Source organism: Pseudomonas sp. PDM15, assembly GCF_014851565.1.
GTDB lineage: Bacteria > Pseudomonadota > Gammaproteobacteria > Pseudomonadales > Pseudomonadaceae > Aquipseudomonas.
In genome coordinates, this window is record NZ_JACVAA010000006.1 from 408,247 (window position 1) to 425,373 (window position 17,127).

Genomic DNA, 17,127 nt, shown 5'->3' on the forward strand with positions numbered 1-17,127 from the left:
CATGCTGCTGATGATCGACAACTACGACTCCTTTACCTACAACGTGGTGCAGTACCTGGGCGAGCTGGGCGCCGATGTCCACGTGATCCGCAACGACGAACTGACGGTGGCCGAGATCGAGGCCCTGAAGCCCGAGCGCATCGTGGTCTCGCCCGGCCCGTGCACGCCGACCGAGGCCGGCGTGTCGCTGGAGGTGATCAAGCACTTCGCCGGCAAGCTGCCGATCCTTGGCGTGTGCCTGGGTCACCAGAGCATCGGCCAGGCCTTCGGCGGCGACGTGGTGCGCGCGCGCCAGGTGATGCACGGCAAGACCAGCCCGGTGTTCCACGAGGACAAGGGTGCCTTCGCCGGCCTCAACATGCCGCTGACCGTGACCCGCTACCATTCCCTGGTAGTCAAGCGCGAGACGCTGCCGGAGTGCCTGGAGATCACCGCCTGGACCCAGCATGCCGATGGTTCGGTGGACGAGATCATGGGCCTGCGCCACAAGACTCTGAACATTGAGGGCGTGCAGTTCCACCCGGAATCCATCCTCACCGAGCAGGGCCACGAACTGTTCGCCAACTTCCTCAAACAGCAAGGCGGAGTGCGCTGATGGACATCAAGGAAGCCCTCAACCGGGTGGTCAACCAACTGGACCTGTCCACCGCCGAGATGCAGGACGTAATGCGCCTGATCATGACCGGCCAGTGCACCGACGCGCAGATCGGCGCCTTCCTCATGGGCATGCGCATGAAGAGCGAGACCATTGACGAGATCGTCGGTGCCGCCACCGTCATGCGTGAGCTGGCCGCTCCGGTGCAGATCAACGCCGAGCGCCTGGTCGACACCTGCGGCACCGGTGGCGATGGCATGAACGTGTTCAACGTCTCCACCGCGGCCGCCTTCGTGGTCGCCGCGGCGGGCGGGCGCGTGGCCAAGCACGGTAATCGCGCTGTGTCCGGCAAGAGCGGCAGCGCCGACCTGCTGGAAGCCGCCGGCGTCTACCTGAACCTCAAGCCGGAGCAGGTGGCGCGTTGCGTGGAGTCCGTGGGGGTCGGCTTCATGTTCGCGCCGGCCCATCACGGCGCCATGAAGCACGCCATCGGCCCGCGTCGCGAGCTGGGCCTGCGCACCATCTTCAACATGCTCGGCCCGATGACCAATCCGGCCGGGGTCAGGCACCAGGTGATCGGCGTGTTCAGCCAGGCCCTGTGCCGGCCCATGGCCGAAGTGCTGCAGCGCCTGGGCAGCAAGCATGTGCTGGTGGTGCATGCGCAGGATGGTCTGGACGAGATCAGCCTGGCCGCGCCGACCCATGTCGCCGAACTGAAGGATGGCGTGGTCAGCGAGTACCGCATCCAGCCCGAGGACTTCGGCATCAAGAGCCAGACCCTGATGGGCCTGACCGTCGAAGACGCTCAGGGCTCGCTGGCGCTGATCCACGATGCACTCGGCCGGCGCAAGACCGAGCATGGCCAGAAGGCCGCCGACATGATCGTGCTGAATGCCGGTGCCGCCCTCTACGCGGCCGATCTGGCGACTAGTCTGAAGGAAGGCGTACAGCTGGCGCAGGACGCCCTGCACACCGGCCTGGCCTGGGAGAAGCTGGACGAGCTGGTGTCCTTTACCGCGGTATTTCGTGTGGAGAACGAAGGGTGAGCATTCCAACCGTGCTGGAGAAGATCCTCGCCCGCAAGGCCGAGGAAGTGGCCGAGCGCCGCACCCGCGTCAGCTTCGCCGAGGTCGAGGCCGCGGCTCGCCAGGCCGACCCCATGCGCGGCTTTGCCCGCGCCCTGCAGGAGCGAGTGGCGCAGAAGCAGGCCGCGGTGATCGCCGAGGTGAAGAAGGCCTCGCCGAGCAAGGGCGTGCTGCGCGAGAACTTCGTGCCCGCCGAAATCGCCAAGAGCTACGAGGCCGGTGGCGCGGCCTGCCTGTCGGTGCTCACCGATGTCGACTTTTTCCAGGGTGCCGACGAGTACCTGCAGCAGGCCCGCGCGGCCTGCTCGCTGCCGGTGATCCGCAAGGACTTCATGATCGACCCGTACCAGATCGTCGAGGCCCGTGCCCTCGGGGCTGACTGCGTACTGCTGATCGTCTCGGCACTGGATGACGTGCGCATGGCCGAGCTGGCCTCCACCGCCAAGGACGTCGGCCTCGACGTGCTGGTCGAGGTGCACGACGGCGACGAGCTGGAGCGCGCGCTGAAGACCCTGGACACGCCGCTGGTGGGCATCAACAACCGCAACCTGCACAGCTTCGAAGTGAGCCTGGAGACCACCCTCGACCTGCTGCCGCGCATTCCGCGCGACCGCCTGGTGATCACCGAGAGCGGCATCCTCACCCGCGCCGACGTGGAGCTGATGGAGATCAACGAGGTGTACTCGTTCCTGGTCGGCGAGGCCTTTATGCGCGCCGAGGACCCGGGCACCGAGCTCAAGCGCCTGTTCTTCGCCGGCAGCCGCGTGGTGCCGGGTGTCGATCCGGACTGATCTGGCCTGCATAAAAAAGCCCGCCGATTGGCGGGCTTTTTCATTTGTAGGGACTGGCGAGTTAGAGCCAGGCTAGGCCTGGGCGGCGCCACGTAAATGAGCGCCCGAGGCCCTTGCCCAACAACGCCTGGCCGACGCGCAGTCGTCCCGATCAGCGGGTGCCGAACACCACCATGGTCTTGCCTTTCACGTGCACCAGGCCCTGTTCTTCCAGGGACTTGAGCACGCGGCCGACCATCTCACGGGAGCAGCCGACGATGCGGCCGATTTCCTGGCGGGTGATCTTGATCTGCATGCCGTCCGGATGCGTCATAGCATCCGGCTGCTTGCACAGGTCGAGCAGGGTGCGAGCCACGCGGCCGGTGACGTCGAGGAAGGCCAGGTCGCCCACCTTGCGCGTGGTGTTGCGTAGGCGATCGGCCATCTGGCTGCCCAGGGCATAGAGGATCTCCGGGTCCTGTTGGGTCAGTTCACGGAACTTGGCATAGCTCAGCTCCGCCACCTCGCACTCGGTCTTGGCGCGGACCCAGGCGCTGCGCTCCTTCTCGGTGCCTTCCTTCTCGAACAGCCCCATTTCGCCGAAGAAGTCGCCGGGGTTGAGATACGCGATGATCATCTCGCGGCCGTCGTCATCCTCGATAAGGATGGTGACCGAGCCTTTGATGATGAAGAACAGGGTTTCGCAACGATCCCCCGCATAGATGATGGTGCTCTTGGCCGTATAGCGACGGCGGTGACAGTGCGCGAGCAGCTTGTCGATGTTCTTGATCTTTGGTGTAAGGGTAATAGCTACCATGCCCGAGTCCCGAAATTTGAGTAAGCCTTTGTCCAGCAGGCGAATTTCTTATTAGTTATCCGAACAAGTGTGCCAGTTATCCGCCGCCAGCTTAACAGACACGTGGGGGCCGGCAACGCGAATTTGCGACGCAGTCATCACTGGTCATGGCCCATTGCCCGTAAATGCGACGGCCGGGTGAAATAAGACGCTGTGATAAGCTACGCGCCTTTCGGGCAGTGGAGTCCAGGCGATGAAAGCGCGCATTCAATGGGCCGGCGAGGCCATGTTCCTCGGCGAATCCGGCAGCGGTCATGTGGTGGTGATGGACGGCCCGCCCGAATCCGGCGGTCGCAACCTCGGTGTGCGCCCCATGGAAATGGTGCTGATCGGCCTGGGCGGCTGCAGCAACTTCGACGTTGTGAGCATCCTGAAGAAGGCGCGCCAGCCGGTGGAAAGCTGTGAGGTCTTCCTCGAAGCTGAGCGCGCCGGCGAAGACCCCAAGGTGTTCACCAAGATCCACCTGCACTTCGTGGTCAAGGGCCGCGGCCTCAAGGAGTCTCAGGTGAAGCGCGCGGTGGAGCTGTCGGCGGAGAAGTACTGCTCTGCCTCGATCATGCTTGGTCGCGCCGGCGTGGAAATCACCCACGACTACGAGATCGTCGAGCTGGGTGCCTGACGGTCATCCGGCCATCATAAAGCGGGCGCAGACTCTGGCCGCCAAGGCCGTCGATCTGCATAATGCGCGGCCCTTTTCGGGGCCTGCGCCCCAACCAAAACCAATCGCCATCGCGAAGAGGTGTTAACCGTCCTACGCAGCTGAGCCATTCGCAGCTGACGGGCATGCTCGATCACGCGGCAGAGCCGCACCAACCAAGAGAATCTCCAACGGTGAAAAGCAAACTCAAGCTCCACGGGTTCAACAACCTGACGAAGACCTTGAGCTTCAACATCTATGACATCTGCTACGCGGAAACGCCGGAAGACCAGCAGGCTTACGTCCAGTACATCAACACCGAGTACGATGCCGAGCGGCTGACGCAGATCCTCACCGATGTTGTCGACATCATCGGCGCCAATATCCTGAACATCGCCCGTCAGGACTACGACCCGCAAGGCGCCAGCGTGACCATCCTGATCTCCGAGCAACCGGTGGAACCCACCGCCAGCCAGATCGAGGAATCCCCGGGGCCGCTGCCGGATACCATCCTGGCGCACCTGGACAAGAGTCACATCACCGTGCACACCTATCCGGAGATCCATCCGGTCGAAGGTATCGCGACCTTCCGTGTGGACATCGACGTGTCGACCTGTGGCGTGATCTCGCCGCTGAAGGCGCTCAACTACCTGATCCACCAGTTCGACTCGGACATCGTCACCGTCGACTATCGCGTGCGTGGTTTCACCCGCGACGTGGAGGGCAGGAAGCACTTCATCGACCACGAGATCAACTCGATCCAGAACTACCTCTCCGAGGATACCCAGGACGCGTACCAGATGACGGACGTGAATGTGTATCAGGAGAACCTGTTCCACACCAAGATGCTGCTCAAGAACTTCGAGCTGGACAACTACCTGTTCGGCGACGCTACCCGCAACCTGACCGCCGAACAGCGCCAGCAGGTGGAAGAGCGGGTGCGTCACGAGATGCTGGAGATTTTCTACGCGCGCAATATGCCGCGCTGATTCTCCCGCAACGAACAAGGGCGCCGATTGGCGCCCTTTTTCATTTCTAGAACCTGTTTACGGTCTTCTGAGCTAGAGCCAGGCAAGGCGAAAGTGGACGAGGGCGCGGAGTTTACGTGCTGTAAATGAGCAGCCCGCGGCTACGCGCCCCGGCCCAGTTTCAACGCAGCATGGCCGACGATCAGGAGACCGTAAGCGGGTTCTAGATGCGATAGGTGCTCTTGGTCATCACCTTGGATAGCAGGCTCATGCCGAACTTCACCGGCGCCGGGAAGCGCAGGCCGCCAGCGTCGATGGCGCTGGTGGCGTGCTGTTCCTCGTCATCGCGCATCTGTTCGAGGATGGCGCGGGTCTTGGCGTCGTCCTGCGGGATCTGTTCCAGGTGCTGGTCGAGGTGCTTGACCACCTGATCCTCGGTAGCGGCGACGAAGCCCAGGCTGACCCGGTCGCTGATCAGGCCGGCCACCGCGCCGACGCCGAAGGACAGGCCGTAGAACAGCGGATTGAGCACGCTCGGGTGGCTGCCCAGTTCGCGGATGCGCTGCTCGCACCAGGCCAGGTGGTCGACTTCCTCGTCGGCGGCATGCTCCATGGCCTTGCGCACTTCCGGCAGCTTGGCGGTCAGCGCCTGGCCCTGGTACAGCGCCTGGGCGCACACCTCGCCGGTGTGGTTGATGCGCATCAACCCGGCCACGTGGCGGGCGTCTGCATCGCTCAGCTCGGATTCGTTCTGCAGGATGGCCGGCGACGGCCGCGCCGGTGCGCCGCTGAACGGCAGCAGGGTGCGCATGGCGGCGTCGGCCTGGATCAACAGACGGTCGACGGGGGAAAACTGGCGTTGGTTGCTCATGGCCATCTCCACGGAAAGCATGCCGGCAGTTTACCCGAAGGTCTGGACAGATTTTTGACTGGCGACAATGGGTCGCTGCCGCTCATCCTGGAGGCCAGTGCATCTGCCGCTGGCCGAGCACGTGCATATGGATGTGGTGCACGGTCTGGCCGCCCAGGTCGTTGCAGTTCATCACCACGCGGAAGCCTTCCGCGCAGCCCTGTTCGGCGGCCAGGCGCTGGGCGGTGTAGAGGATATGCCCGGCCAGCGGGCGATCCGCTTCGCTCAGTTCGTTGAGGGTGGCGATATGGCGCTTGGGGATCACCAGGAAATGTACCGGCGCCTGCGGGCCTATGTCGTGGAAGGCCAGTACCTGGTCGTCCTCATAGAGCTTGCGGGCGGGAATGGTGCCGTCGATTATCTTGCAGAACAGGCAGTCCACGCGCTTTCCTCCGGGGGCTTTGGGTATCCTGCGAGTTTAATAGTGTCGGCAGACAGCACAAGGAGTGCGTGTTGAAGAACGATGTCCACGATCTGGGCCTGGTCCTGGAGTCCCGCGTCAAACTGGTGGTGATCGAGTCCTGGGACGAGCCACGGGTGCTGGAAACCCTCACCTCGCTGGCGATCAAGCGCGGCCTCGGCATTTACACCTGGGCGGTGACCGAAGGTCTGCAGCGCCTGGCCTTCGGCGGCGAGCCGGTGGGCGAACTGGATAGCCGCGAGCCGGAACAGGCGCTGCGTCTGATCAAGGCCGATCCGACGCCGAACATCTATGTGCTGTGCGACCTGCATCCGTTCCTGGTCGACAACCCCAAGCTGGTGCGTCTGCTCAAGGAAATTGCCATGAGCGATGCGCCGCACAAGCCGACCCTGGTACTGGTCTCGCATGCGCTCAAGCTTCCGGCCGAGGTGCAACGCTACGCCGCGCGCTTCAGTCTGGCGCTGCCGACCGAGGAAGAGCTGCTGGCCCTGGTGCGCGAAGAGGCCACGCGCTGGAGCGAGCGCAATCGCGGCGCGCGGGTGCGCACGGACAACCGCACCCTGCAGCAGGTGGTGAAGAACCTGCGCGGCATGAGCCACGCAGAGGCACGGGCGCTGGCGCGCAACGTGATCTGCGATGACGGCGCGATTACCCAGGAAGACCTGCCGGAGCTGAACAAGGCCAAGTTCCAGCTGCTCGATCTGGAAGGCGTGCTCAGCTTCGAGTACGACACCGCGCGCTTCGCCGAGGTTGGCGGACTGGCTAACCTCAAGCGCTGGCTGGGCGAACGCCAGGAGATCTTCGCCGGCGGCAAGGGCGCCGATATGCCCAAGGGCATGTTACTAGTCGGCGTGCAGGGTGGAGGCAAGAGCCTGGCGGCCAAGGCGGTGGCCGGGCTCTGGGGCCTGCCGCTGCTGCGCCTGGACTTTGCCAGCCTGTACAACAAGTTCTTCGGTGAGACCGAGCGCAACCTGCGTGAGGCGCTGAAGATGGCCGAGCAGATGGCGCCCTGCGTGTTGTGGATGGACGAAATCGAGAAAGGGCTGGCCACCGGTAGCAACGACGACGGCGTCAGCCAGCGCGTGCTCGGCACCCTGCTGACCTGGATGGCCGAGCGCAAGTCGCCGGTGTTCATGGTCGCCACCGCCAACGCCATCGACCGCCTGCCGCCGGAGCTGGTGCGCAAGGGGCGCTTCGATGAGCTGTTCTTCGTCGACTTACCGAACTCCGAGGTGCGCGCGGAGATCTTCGCTATCCACCTGCGCCGCCGCGAACTGGAGCTGGAGCAGTTCGATCTGCAGGCACTGGCGCAGGCCAGCGAAGGGTTTGCTGGTGCGGAGATCGAGCAGGTGGTGGTCAGCGCACTGTATGCCGCCCAGGCACGCCAGCAGCCTGTGGATCAGGCCCTGTTGCTGAGCAACATTCAGGGGACGGCACCACTGTCGGTGGTCATGGCCGAGCGCCTGACGGAGCTGCGGGCCTGGGCCGACGGGCGTACGGTGAGTGCCGACTAAGGTTGCTCGGCACGAGTGCGCGGCAGCAGCGGGCGCACCATCTTCATCGCCACGTGGCGTACCAGCGCCCGTGGCGTCAGGCGCAGCAGTTGCGGCACCAGGCGATGACGCCAGCCGGGGATGATGATGGCGCTGTTGCGGTCCAGGCCGCGCAAGGTGACCAGGGCGATCTCCTCGGGGCTGGCCAGTTGCTGCTGACGCTCCAGCCCGCCACTGTACAACTCGGCGCGGCGGAAGAAGGCGGTGGCCACCGGCCCCGGGCAGAGCACCGAGACTTTCACCCCGAACGGCGCAAGCTCGCTGCGTAGGGCCTCGGAGAAGTGCAGCACGTAGGCCTTGCTGGCGAAGTAGCTGCTCATCAGCGGCCCCGGCTGGAACGCGGCCAGGGATGCCACGTTGAGAATCTGCCCGGCACCACGCCGCTTCATCTCCAGGCCCAGGGCATGACACAGGCGGCTGAGTGCCAGGATATTGAGTTCGATCAGCTCCTGCTCGCGTCCCCAATCCTGTTCGACGAACAGGCCGGCGCTGCCGATGCCAGCATTGTTCACCAGCAGATCGATCTGCCGCTCGCCCTGTTCCAGCTCCTGGATCAGGCCGGTGAGCTGCAGCGGCTCGGTCAGGTCGCAGACACGGAACAGCGCCTCGATGCCGAAGCGCTGGCTGAGCTCGCAGGCGATGCTCTCCAACGCATCGCGCTGGCGTGCCACCAGGATCAGGTTACGCCCGCGCCGGGCCAGAGCTTCGGCCAGGGCCAGGCCGAGGCCGCTGGAGGCGCCGGTAATCAGGGCGTAACCGCTCAAGGTCTACTCCTCGCCTTCCGGGGCATACTGCAGCTGCTGTTCTTGCTGAGCCTGCTCGGCACGCTCGACATATTCCTGATAGGCCGGAAGCGAGATGGCGGCGAGAATGCCCAGTATTGGCACCAGCAGCAGCGACCAGGCCAGGGCGATCACGCCGCCGCTGTTTGGCGGCGGCGGCGGGCCGTAGCGGTTGGCGCCCTGGGTGCCCGGGATGACCAACATCAGCAGGGCGAAGACGCTGCCCACCACCGGTACGAAGTTGAGCAGCCAGAGCCAGCCGGACCAGCCGATATCGTGCAAGCGCTGCACGCCGATCATGACGCTGACCACCACGCCGCCTATCACCAGCGGAATCATCAGGATGCCGCCGACTATGGGCGAAATGGCCATAGCACCGGCCGCAATGCCATAGCCCAGCAGGGCGATCAGCATCAATGCCATCGACCAGCCCAGATAACGCACACGGCCGATTCGACCATTCACCGTGAAGACTTTCAGCTCGCCATACTCTGGCATCGCATCACCGACTTCCGATTTCGGTGTGCTATAGGGCGAGGCGCTTTCCATTGCAGCAGGCGCCGGGGTTGCCGGTAGCGCTGCCTGGCGGGCCAGGTACTTCTCGACGATGATGCCGCAGGCCGAACACTCGGCGGCCTTGGCTTGCTCATGACCGCATTTCGGGCAGCTCATGGTTTCGCTGCTGGAGACCGGCTCCGGTTCTCGATGGTCATCGGTATCGACCAGGCTGAGGCCGGCGGCCAGATCCGTTTCCTTGCGCACCAGTGCTCCAGCCTGGCGCAGCGCGGCCAGGTACTTGTCCGCCTCCGCCTCGGCCAGGTCACGCTTGAGCGCTACCGGCGAGCCGCTGAACAGGGCGTCGATCTTGCTCTGGTCGCTCTTGAACAGGCGGGCCAGGTTGTCTTTCACCGCGTCGAGTGTCATCTCCGGCATCAGCTGGCCGTCGAAGACGATCTTGTAGCGAGTATCCGTCATGCGTGCATCCCTGTTACGTCATTGAGAAGTGGCTAGAGCCTAGGGGCTTTGCCGGGCGCGAACAAGCGACCTGCTGCGCAGTTTTCTGCTCAGCGCGGCAAGCGCTGCGTCAGTTGCCCGGCCTGGCTCTGGGCGGCCCGGTATTCGGCATCCAGGCGGGCGACCAGCTCGGCCACGGTCGGCAGGTCGTCGATGCCCCCGACGCCCTGGCCAGCCGACCAGACGGTCTTCCAGGCCTTGGCTTCGTCGCTGATCGGCTTGAGCTTCTCGCCATAGTTGATGTCGCCCTTGTTCTGCAGGCGTTGCAGGTCGTAGCCGGCCTTCTCCAGGCTCTGGCGCATGAAGCTGGCCGGCACGCCGGACACCGCCGGGGTGTGCACGATGTCAGCAGCGCGGGCGTCGAGGATCATCTGCTTGTAGTCGCCGTCGGCATTGCTCTCGCGGGTGGCGATGAAGCGTGTGCCCATGTAAGCCAGGTCGGCGCCCAGCAATTGGGCGGCGAGAATCTCGTGGCCGTGGTTGAGGCAGCCGGAGAGTAGCAGGGTCTTGTCGAAGAACTGGCGGATCTCGGCGAGCAGGGCGAACGGGCTCCAGGTGCCGGCATGGCCACCGGCGCCGGCGGCCACCGCGATCAGACCATCCACGCCGGCCTCGGCGGCTTTCTCCGCATGGCGGCGGGTGGTGACGTCATGGAACACCAGGCCACCATAGCTGTGCACGGCGTCGACTACTTCCTTCACCGCGCCGAGGCTGGTGATCACCACAGGCACCTTGTGTTCCACGCAGATGGCCAGGTCGGCCTGCAGGCGAGGGTTGCTGCCGTGCACGATCAGGTTGACCGCGTAGGGTGCCGAGTCTGGCTTCAATCCCGCTTCGATCTCCTCCAGCCAGGCCTTGAAGCCGGCGCTCTCGCGCTGGTTCAGTGCCGGGAAACTGCCCATCACGCCGCTGTGACAGGTGGCCAGCACCAGGGGGGGAGTAGATACCAGGAACATCGGGGCGGCCACCACCGGCAGGCGCAGGCGTTGATCGAGCAGGGCGGGCAGTGACATGGGCGTTCCTCTTGTTCTCAGAAGGGTTTGACCACCACCAGGATCACGATCGCCAGCAGGAACAGCACCGGCACCTCGTTGAACCAGCGGTAGAACACATGGCCACGGACGTTCTCGCCGCGGGCGAAGCGCTTGAGTTGCGCACCACAGACGTGGTGATAAGCGACCAACAGTACCACCAGCAATAGCTTGGCGTGCAGCCAGCCCTGCTGCAGCCAGGCCGGGCTGAGGTAGAGCAGCCAGCCGCCGAAGACCAGGGTGGCGATCATCGAGGGGGTCATGATGCCGCGATACAGCTTGCGCTCCATCACGCAGAAGCGTTCCTGGCCGGGCGCGTCGTCGGCCGAGGCGTGGTAGACGAACAGGCGTGGCAGGTAGAACAGCCCGGCGAACCAGCAGACCATGGCGACGATGTGCAGGGCCTTGACCCAGAGATAGAGCATTGGCGACTTCCGGCAGGATATTTGTCGCCGATAGTAGAGAAAGCCGTGGTCGCCCGTCACCCTCGAGGTTGGCCGCCGGGGCCATGGGCTTTATCATCGGCAGCCTTTCTTATGGGTCTCTCTGCGGGGGTTATGCAATGGTCAAGGTCGGAATCGTCGGCGGCACGGGTTACACCGGAGTGGAGCTGCTGCGTCTGCTGGCCCAGCACCCGCAGGCCGAGGTGGCGGTGATCACCTCGCGCTCAGAGGCCGGGGTCAAGGTCGCTGACATGTACCCCAACCTGCGCGGCCACTACGACAATCTGGCCTTCAGCGTGCCGGACGTGGCCACTCTTGGTGCTTGCGATGTGGTGTTCTTCGCCACCCCGCATGGCGTGGCCCACGCCCTGGCCGGTGAGCTGCTGGCTGCCGGCACCAAGGTGATCGACCTGTCCGCCGACTTCCGTCTGCAGGACGCCGAGGAGTGGGCCAAGTGGTACGGCCAGCCGCACGGTGCGCCGGAGCTGCTGCCGGAGGCGGTTTACGGGCTGCCGGAAGTGAATCGCGAGGCCATCAAGGGCGCGCGCCTGATCGCCGTGCCGGGCTGCTATCCGACCGCTACCCAGCTCGGTCTGCTCCCGCTGCTGGAGGCCGGTCTGGCCGATAACAGTCGCCTGATCGCCAACTGCGCCTCCGGCGTCAGCGGCGCCGGTCGCGGTGCCAAGGTCGGTTCGCTGCTGTGCGAGGCCAGCGAGAGCATGATGGCCTACTCGGTCAAGGGCCACCGCCACCTGCCGGAAATCAGCCAGGGCCTGCGCCGCGCCGCCAAGGGCCCGGTCGGCCTGACCTTCGTGCCGCACCTGGCGCCGATGATCCGTGGCATCCACGCCACCCTGTACGCTACCGTCGCCGATCGCGGCGTGGACCTGCAGGCGCTGTTCGAGAAGCGCTATGCCAACGAACCTTTCGTCGATGTGATGCCGGCCGGCAGTCACCCTGAGACCCGTAGCGTGCGTGGTGCCAACGTCTGCCGCATCGCTGTGCATCGTCCACAGGGCGGTGAACTGGTGGTGGTGCTGTCGGCCATCGACAACCTGGTCAAGGGCGCGTCCGGCCAGGCGGTGCAGAACCTGAACATCCTCTTCGGCCTGGACGAGCGCCTGGGCCTGTCTCACGCCGCGTTGCTGCCCTGATCGAGGTTGCGTCTGCGACGACTTGAATTCGTCGCAGGCGCGCTTATCTAAGAAGCAGGAGCCCAGTTCCTGTCATCGCGCAATAATTGACCAATTTGCTCGGGTAAGCGGATAATCGCCGCCCGTGCAGTACGTAACATGGCGCCTGGCGCCGGGAGAGCAGCAAGATGAGCGTCGAGACCTTCACTCCAACCCCCCTGATCTTCACCCAGGGCGCGGCGAACAAGGTGAAGAGCCTGGTCGATGAAGAGGGCAATCCGCGTCTGAAGCTGCGTGTGTTCGTCACCGGCGGCGGTTGCTCGGGTTTCCAGTACGGCTTCACCTTCGATGAGGATGTGGCCGACGACGACACCATCGTCGAGCGCGAGGGTGTCAGTCTGGTGGTCGATCCGATGAGCTTTCAGTACCTGGCCGGTGCCGAGGTGGATTACCAGGAAGGCCTGGAAGGTTCGCGCTTCGTGATCAACAACCCGAATGCTTCCACCACCTGCGGCTGCGGTTCGTCCTTCTCGATCTGAGCCATTCGCCATGAAAAAGCCGCGCATCCGCGCGGCTTTTTCGTTTAGGGCCGGGTCTGGTCAGGCCGGGTAGATCGCCCCGAGCACCCGTGATCCCTTCGCGCCACTGACGCTGGGGCGGTTGGCCGGGATGCGCTCCAGGCAGCAATGCGCCAGCCAGGCGAAAGCCATGGCCTCGACCCAGTCCGGAGGCACGCCGCGCTCGGCGGTGCTGGCTACCTGGCAGCTCGGCAACATTTCCTGCAGGCGCTGCATCAATGCAGCGTTGTGCGCGCCGCCGCCGCAGACCAGCAGTTCGGCGGTGCCCTGCTGAGCCTGCTGCAGTGAATCAACGATGCTGCGCGCGGTTAGCTCCAGCAGGGTGCGCTGGACATCGGCGGGCGACACTGCGGGGAACCCGGTCCGGTGACTTTCCAGCCAGGGCAGATTGAACAGTTCGCGCCCGGTGCTTTTCGGACCGCGAGTGGCGAAATAGGGATCGCTCATCAGCGCCTGCAGCAATGCTGCATTCAGCTGCCCGCTGGCCGCCCAGGCGCCGTCGCGGTCAAACGCATCGCCACGCACCTTGCCGATCCAGGCATCCAGCAACACGTTGCCCGGCCCGCAGTCGAAGCCACGCACTGCCTGGCCTGGCTCGATCAGGCTGAGATTGCTGAAACCGCCGACATTGAGTACGGCTTTGGGCTGCTCGTTAGCCTCGAACAGCGCTTCGTGAAAGGCCGGAACCAGCGGCGCTCCCTGGCCGCCTGCGGCCACATCGCGACGGCGGAAATCGGCAACCACGTCGATGCCGGTCAGCTCCGCCAGCAGGGCTGGATTGCCGATCTGCACGGTAAAGCCGCGTGCCGGCTCATGGCGCACTGTCTGGCCATGGCTGCCAATGGCGCGGATGTCGCTGGCGTTCAGGCCTTCGAGTTGCAGCAGTGTATTAATGCCGGCTGCCGCCAGTTCCACCCAGCGCTGCTCGGCAATGGCGGAGCGCGCCAGCTCGTCCGGGCCCGAGGCACACAGTGCCAGCAGGTCGGCGCGCAAGGCGTCGGGCATGGGGATGTAGTGGTGGGCGAGGAGCGTGGGGCGGGAGTCTTGCTGGATCAGGGCGATGTCCAGTCCGTCGAGACTGGTACCGGACATCACCCCCAGGTAGCGCGGCATATCAGGGCTGCTTGTTGGCGGCCAGCATGGTGGCCTTTTCCTGGTCCATGCGCGCCATCAGCGGCTTGCTCAGCTGCAGGAAGCGCTGCTTCTCGTTGCGAGCAATGGGGTCGGCCATTGGCAGTTTCTGGCTGAGCGGATCGACATGGCGGCCATTGACCTGGAACTCGTAATGCAGGTGCGGTCCGGTCGAGAGACCGGTGGTGCCGATGTAGCCGATGATCTGCCCCTGCTTGACGGTGCTCCCGGTGCGCACGCCCTTGGCGAAGCCTTGCATGTGCCCGTACAGGGTGCGGTAGCTGTTTCCGTGCTGGATGACCACGGCATTGCCGTAGCCGCCCTTGCGTCCGGCCAGCAGCACGCGGCCATCGCCGGCGGCCTTGATCGGCGTGCCGCGCGGGGCAGCGTAATCGACGCCCTTGTGTGCACGGATCTTGTTAAGGATCGGGTGGCGACGGCCCATGGAGAATTTCGAACTGATGCGGGCGAAGTCCACCGGGGTGCGGATGAACGCCTTGCGCATGCTCATGCCATCGGCGTTGTAGTAGCTGGTCACGCCCTGCTTGCTGGTGTAGCGCACGGCAGTGTAGGTCTTGCCGCGATTGGTGAAACGCGCGGAGAGTATGTTGCCGTTGCCGACCTGCTTGTTATTGACCACGTGCTCTTCGTAGATGAGCTCGAACTCGTCGCCTTCGCGGATGTCCTGGGCGAAGTCGATGTCGTAGCCGAATACGTTGGCCAGGTCCATGGTCAGGCTGTGCGATAGCCCGGCACGCTTGGCGGAGAGGAACAGCGAGCTGTTGATCACGCCGCGGGCGTAGGAGGTGCGCACGTCCGGCTTGACCAGTTCGCGCTTGAAGGAGAAGCCCTTGTCGCTGCGCGTCAGGGAGATGCTCTCCAGATCATTCAGCTTGCTGCCCATGCGCTCCAGCTTGCCTTCCGGCGTCAGCTTGAAGTCCAGTACCTGGCCTACATGCAGACGGCTGAAGCGCTTGGCATCCTTACTGCTGCCGATGGCTTCGTGCAGGGCAGTGGCATCCAGGCCGACGCGAGAAAATACGGTCGACAGCGTATCGCCGTTGGCGACGGTGACGCTCTTCTGCAGCGGGTCGGTAGGTTGAGTGAGCTGTGCTTCTTCGTTCTTTTTGTTCGCGTCTGCTTGGGCGCTGTTCTTGTTATCGGTGAAAGGCGATTCCCCGGCGGCCTGATCGGGTCGGAGATCATCCTTCTCTTGCACGATCTGCTCGGAGCCGTTGTCCAGCTCCAGGCTCAGGTAGGTCTTCTTGGCTTCGACTTCGCGCGACGGGAACACCAGCAAGGCCAGGCTCAGCAGCGCCGCAATACCGCTGGCTGCCAGCAAGTGGCTCCGCGGATAGGACGTGGCTTTGGGTACAGAATGCGTCATGGCTCAGGGTGTTTCTTGGAAGAGTGCATTAACTGTCTAAAATATAATCAAATTTCACTATAGGCAACCCTGCAGGCCACGCATCGGCCCAGCGGCATACCCCTGGCGTAGAGCTTGTAATTGGTCAGTGATCTTGTATGGTTGGTTCCCTTTTTGGTTTGCGGGTAGCACGGGTCCTGTCATGAAGTCGGTTGAAGAGCAGCTGGCGCTGATCAAGCGCGGTGCAGAAGAGGTTCTGGTCGAGTCCGAACTGGTGGAGAAGCTCAAGCGCGGCGAGCCGCTGCGTATCAAGGCCGGTTTCGACCCAACCGCGCCCGATCTGCACCTGGGGCACACCGTGCTTATTAATAAGCTGCGCCAGTTCCAGGAGCTGGGGCACCAGGTGGTCTTCCTTATAGGTGACTTCACCGGAATGATCGGTGATCCCAGCGGCAAGAGTGCGACTCGCCCGCCGCTGACCCGCGAGCAGGTGCTGGATAACGCCGAGACCTATAAGAATCAGGTGTTCAAGATTCTCGATCCGGCCAAGACCGAGGTGGCATTCAATTCCACCTGGATGGACCAGCTCACACCGGCTGACTTTGTTCGTCTGGCTTCGCAGTACACCGTGGCGCGCATGCTCGAGCGTGACGACTTCCAGAAGCGCTATGAAGGCAATCAGCCGATCGCCATCCACGAATTCCTTTATCCGCTGGTGCAGGGCTACGACTCGGTGGCGCTGCGTGCAGACGTCGAGCTCGGTGGCACCGATCAGAAGTTCAATCTGCTGATGGGGCGCGAGCTGCAGCGCTCTTACGGTCAGCCGTCTCAGTGCATCGTCACCATGCCGCTGCTCGAGGGGCTGGACGGCGTGAAGAAGATGTCCAAGTCGCTGGGCAACTATATAGGTATCCAGGAAGCGCCCGGCGTCATGTACAGCAAGCTGGTATCCATGCCGGATTCCTTGATGTGGCGTTACTTCGAGCTGCTCAGCTTCCGCACTATGGAAGAGATCGAGCAATTCAAGGTCGATGTGGCCAATGGTGCCAATCCGCGTGACATCAAAATCAAGTTGGCCGAGGAGATTGTCGCTCGCTTCCATGGTGAAGAGGCTGCGGCCAGTGCGCACCGCTCTGCGGGCAATCGCCTGAAGGATGGCGAGCTGCCGGATGACCTTCCGGAGATCGAGCTGCTTTCTATAGAGGATATGCCTATCTCCTCCGTTCTTAATAAGGCAGGCCTGGTGAAGAATGCTGCCGCTGCGCGCGACCTCCTGGGTGCAGGTAGCGTGAAGGTGGATGGCGAGGTGGTCGACCGCAATTTCATGTTCAAGTTGGGTTCCATTCATGTGTGCCAGGCCGGCAAGAAGGCCTTCGCACGCATCTCTTTGAAGGCAGGGTGAAAAACTTTGCAGAAAGGAGTTGACGGTTAGATTTGGTCCCCTATAATGCGCACCACTTCCGGCGCAGTCCTCTCGGAAAACTCCTTGAAATTCAAAGAGTTGGATGAAAAAAGAGATTGACCGGATGGCGAATTCGAGTAGAATGCGCCGGGCTGACAGGGTGGCGGTTTGGTCTTGTTGGTTGCTTCGATCAGGTAGATCGAAAGCGGTTGAAAGAGGTGGTTGACAGCGGTTTTGAACGCTGTAGAATGCGCCTCCCGCTGACGAGAAGAAGTTCTGATCTGAAGCGCAAGCGGTTGAGAAGAAACGAAAAATTCTTCAAAAACAGCTTGACAGATTGAAAGGCTGCTGTAGAATGCGCGGCCTCGGTTGAGACGAAAGACTTCGCCGAAACGCTCTTTAACAACTGAATCAAGCAATTCGTGTGGGTGCTTGTGATGTAAGACTGATGG

18 protein-coding genes and 1 pseudogene are annotated in these 17,127 nt (G+C 63.4%); 9 read left to right on the plus strand and 10 right to left on the minus strand.

Annotated elements, in window-relative coordinates; all coding sequences use genetic code 11:
• Position 1: 1 nt before the first annotated feature.
• The 3 genes from IB232_RS18535 to trpC are packed head-to-tail and all read left to right on the plus strand — an operon-like array spanning position 2 to position 2,471.
• Complete coding sequence (locus IB232_RS18535; RefSeq protein ID WP_192400050.1) at positions 2 to 595, plus strand: aminodeoxychorismate/anthranilate synthase component II; 594 nt, start codon at positions 2 to 4, stop codon at positions 593 to 595.
• On the plus strand, positions 595 to 1,641 hold the full coding sequence (gene trpD / locus IB232_RS18540; RefSeq protein WP_192400051.1) for an anthranilate phosphoribosyltransferase: 1,047 nt from the start codon (positions 595 to 597) through the stop codon (positions 1,639 to 1,641). Before IB232_RS18535 ends, trpD begins: the two co-directional genes overlap by 1 nt.
• Positions 1,638 to 2,471 carry an indole-3-glycerol phosphate synthase TrpC gene (gene trpC, locus IB232_RS18545; protein ID WP_192400052.1) on the plus strand — a complete coding sequence of 278 codons (834 nt, stop codon included), beginning with the start codon at positions 1,638 to 1,640 and terminating at the stop codon, positions 2,469 to 2,471. The genes trpD and trpC overlap by 4 nt, the downstream gene beginning before the upstream one ends.
• A 151-nt stretch (positions 2,472 to 2,622) precedes the next feature.
• On the opposite strand, the gene crp is transcribed toward trpC, so the two are convergent.
• Entirely contained in the window at positions 2,623 to 3,267 is a 645-nt protein-coding gene (crp, locus tag IB232_RS18550; RefSeq protein ID WP_137974837.1) for a cAMP-activated global transcriptional regulator CRP, read from the minus strand.
• Positions 3,268 to 3,499: 232 nt separating this feature from the next.
• Here crp and IB232_RS18555 point away from each other — a divergent pair, with 232 nt between their 5' ends.
• Both IB232_RS18555 and speD read left to right on the plus strand, forming a co-directional pair.
• On the plus strand, positions 3,500 to 3,925 hold the full coding sequence (locus IB232_RS18555) for an OsmC family protein (protein ID WP_192400053.1): 426 nt from the start codon (positions 3,500 to 3,502) through the stop codon (positions 3,923 to 3,925).
• A gap of 212 nt (positions 3,926 to 4,137) precedes the next feature.
• Positions 4,138 to 4,932: an adenosylmethionine decarboxylase gene (gene speD, locus IB232_RS18560; RefSeq protein WP_192400054.1), complete on the plus strand. Its 795-nt coding sequence runs from the start codon at positions 4,138 to 4,140 to the stop codon at positions 4,930 to 4,932.
• Positions 4,933 to 5,134: 202 nt separating this feature from the next.
• On the opposite strand, the gene coq7 is transcribed toward speD, so the two are convergent.
• Positions 5,135 to 5,782, minus strand: a complete 648-nt coding sequence (coq7, locus tag IB232_RS18565; RefSeq protein WP_192400055.1) for a 2-polyprenyl-3-methyl-6-methoxy-1,4-benzoquinone monooxygenase — start codon at positions 5,780 to 5,782, stop codon at positions 5,135 to 5,137.
• 82 nt (positions 5,783 to 5,864) lie between these two features.
• Positions 5,865 to 6,203, minus strand: a complete 339-nt coding sequence (locus IB232_RS18570) for a histidine triad nucleotide-binding protein (RefSeq protein WP_137974841.1) — start codon at positions 6,201 to 6,203, stop codon at positions 5,865 to 5,867.
• 71 nt (positions 6,204 to 6,274) lie between these two features.
• Between IB232_RS18570 and IB232_RS18575 the strand changes: the two genes are divergently transcribed.
• Entirely contained in the window at positions 6,275 to 7,756 is a 1,482-nt protein-coding gene (locus tag IB232_RS18575) for an AAA family ATPase (RefSeq protein WP_192400056.1), read from the plus strand.
• On the opposite strand, the gene IB232_RS18580 is transcribed toward IB232_RS18575, so the two are convergent.
• The 4 genes from IB232_RS18580 to hemJ form a co-directional block, all read right to left on the minus strand.
• Positions 7,753 to 8,559, minus strand: a complete 807-nt coding sequence (locus tag IB232_RS18580; protein WP_192400057.1) for an SDR family NAD(P)-dependent oxidoreductase — start codon at positions 8,557 to 8,559, stop codon at positions 7,753 to 7,755. The two genes, IB232_RS18575 and IB232_RS18580, sit on opposite strands and share 4 nt — an antisense overlap.
• Before the next feature lie 3 nt (positions 8,560 to 8,562).
• Positions 8,563 to 9,552 (minus strand): DUF805 domain-containing protein, encoded by a 990-nt coding sequence (locus IB232_RS18585; protein WP_192400058.1) that lies wholly within the window; start codon positions 9,550 to 9,552, stop codon positions 8,563 to 8,565.
• Between the two features lie 89 nt (positions 9,553 to 9,641).
• Positions 9,642 to 10,604 carry an NAD(P)H-dependent flavin oxidoreductase gene (locus IB232_RS18590; protein ID WP_192400059.1) on the minus strand — a complete coding sequence of 321 codons (963 nt, stop codon included), beginning with the start codon at positions 10,602 to 10,604 and terminating at the stop codon, positions 9,642 to 9,644.
• Between the two features lie 17 nt (positions 10,605 to 10,621).
• Positions 10,622 to 11,047 (minus strand): protoporphyrinogen oxidase HemJ, encoded by a 426-nt coding sequence (gene hemJ / locus IB232_RS18595; RefSeq protein ID WP_192400060.1) that lies wholly within the window; start codon positions 11,045 to 11,047, stop codon positions 10,622 to 10,624.
• A 137-nt stretch (positions 11,048 to 11,184) separates the two neighbouring features.
• On the opposite strand from hemJ, the gene argC reads away from it, so the two are divergent.
• Positions 11,185 to 12,219, plus strand: a complete 1,035-nt coding sequence (gene argC, locus IB232_RS18600) for an N-acetyl-gamma-glutamyl-phosphate reductase (protein ID WP_192400061.1) — start codon at positions 11,185 to 11,187, stop codon at positions 12,217 to 12,219.
• Between the two features lie 167 nt (positions 12,220 to 12,386).
• A complete protein-coding gene (gene erpA, locus IB232_RS18605; protein WP_043308183.1) occupies positions 12,387 to 12,737 on the plus strand; it encodes an iron-sulfur cluster insertion protein ErpA in 351 nt (116 codons plus the stop codon).
• A 60-nt stretch (positions 12,738 to 12,797) separates the two neighbouring features.
• Here erpA and IB232_RS18610 read toward each other — a convergent pair whose 3' ends face one another.
• A complete protein-coding gene (locus IB232_RS18610; RefSeq protein ID WP_192400062.1) occupies positions 12,798 to 13,889 on the minus strand; it encodes an anhydro-N-acetylmuramic acid kinase in 1,092 nt (363 codons plus the stop codon).
• Position 13,890: 1 nt separating this feature from the next.
• Positions 13,891 to 15,294, minus strand: a complete 1,404-nt coding sequence (locus IB232_RS18615; RefSeq protein WP_192400063.1) for a peptidoglycan DD-metalloendopeptidase family protein — start codon at positions 15,292 to 15,294, stop codon at positions 13,891 to 13,893.
• A 181-nt stretch (positions 15,295 to 15,475) separates the two neighbouring features.
• Here IB232_RS18615 and tyrS point away from each other — a divergent pair, with 181 nt between their 5' ends.
• Positions 15,476 to 16,675, plus strand: a complete 1,200-nt coding sequence (gene tyrS, locus IB232_RS18620) for a tyrosine--tRNA ligase (RefSeq protein ID WP_192400064.1) — start codon at positions 15,476 to 15,478, stop codon at positions 16,673 to 16,675.
• A 26-nt stretch (positions 16,676 to 16,701) separates the two neighbouring features.
• On the opposite strand, the pseudogene IB232_RS18625 reads toward tyrS, so the two are convergent.
• A pseudogene (locus IB232_RS18625) lies at positions 16,702 to 17,127 on the minus strand (hypothetical protein); the annotation flags it as partial.

What these genes read in the sequence shown, in the direction of transcription:
- IB232_RS18535 (WP_192400050.1), top strand. Translation starts at nt 2, where the DNA reads ATGCTGCTGATGATCGACAACTACGACTCCTTTACCTACAACGTGGTG.
- trpD (WP_192400051.1), top strand. Translation starts at nt 595, where the DNA reads ATGGACATCAAGGAAGCCCTCAACCGGGTGGTCAACCAACTGGACCTG.
- crp (WP_137974837.1), bottom strand. Translation starts at nt 3,267, where the DNA reads ATGGTAGCTATTACCCTTACACCAAAGATCAAGAACATCGACAAGCTG.
- IB232_RS18555 (WP_192400053.1), top strand. Translation starts at nt 3,500, where the DNA reads ATGAAAGCGCGCATTCAATGGGCCGGCGAGGCCATGTTCCTCGGCGAA.
- coq7 (WP_192400055.1), bottom strand. Translation starts at nt 5,782, where the DNA reads ATGAGCAACCAACGCCAGTTTTCCCCCGTCGACCGTCTGTTGATCCAG.
- IB232_RS18585 (WP_192400058.1), bottom strand. Translation starts at nt 9,552, where the DNA reads ATGACGGATACTCGCTACAAGATCGTCTTCGACGGCCAGCTGATGCCG.
- IB232_RS18590 (WP_192400059.1), bottom strand. Translation starts at nt 10,604, where the DNA reads ATGTCACTGCCCGCCCTGCTCGATCAACGCCTGCGCCTGCCGGTGGTG.
- hemJ (WP_192400060.1), bottom strand. Translation starts at nt 11,047, where the DNA reads ATGCTCTATCTCTGGGTCAAGGCCCTGCACATCGTCGCCATGGTCTGC.
- argC (WP_192400061.1), top strand. Translation starts at nt 11,185, where the DNA reads ATGGTCAAGGTCGGAATCGTCGGCGGCACGGGTTACACCGGAGTGGAG.
- erpA (WP_043308183.1), top strand. Translation starts at nt 12,387, where the DNA reads ATGAGCGTCGAGACCTTCACTCCAACCCCCCTGATCTTCACCCAGGGC.
- IB232_RS18610 (WP_192400062.1), bottom strand. Translation starts at nt 13,889, where the DNA reads ATGCCGCGCTACCTGGGGGTGATGTCCGGTACCAGTCTCGACGGACTG.
- IB232_RS18615 (WP_192400063.1), bottom strand. Translation starts at nt 15,294, where the DNA reads ATGACGCATTCTGTACCCAAAGCCACGTCCTATCCGCGGAGCCACTTG.
- tyrS (WP_192400064.1), top strand. Translation starts at nt 15,476, where the DNA reads ATGAAGTCGGTTGAAGAGCAGCTGGCGCTGATCAAGCGCGGTGCAGAA.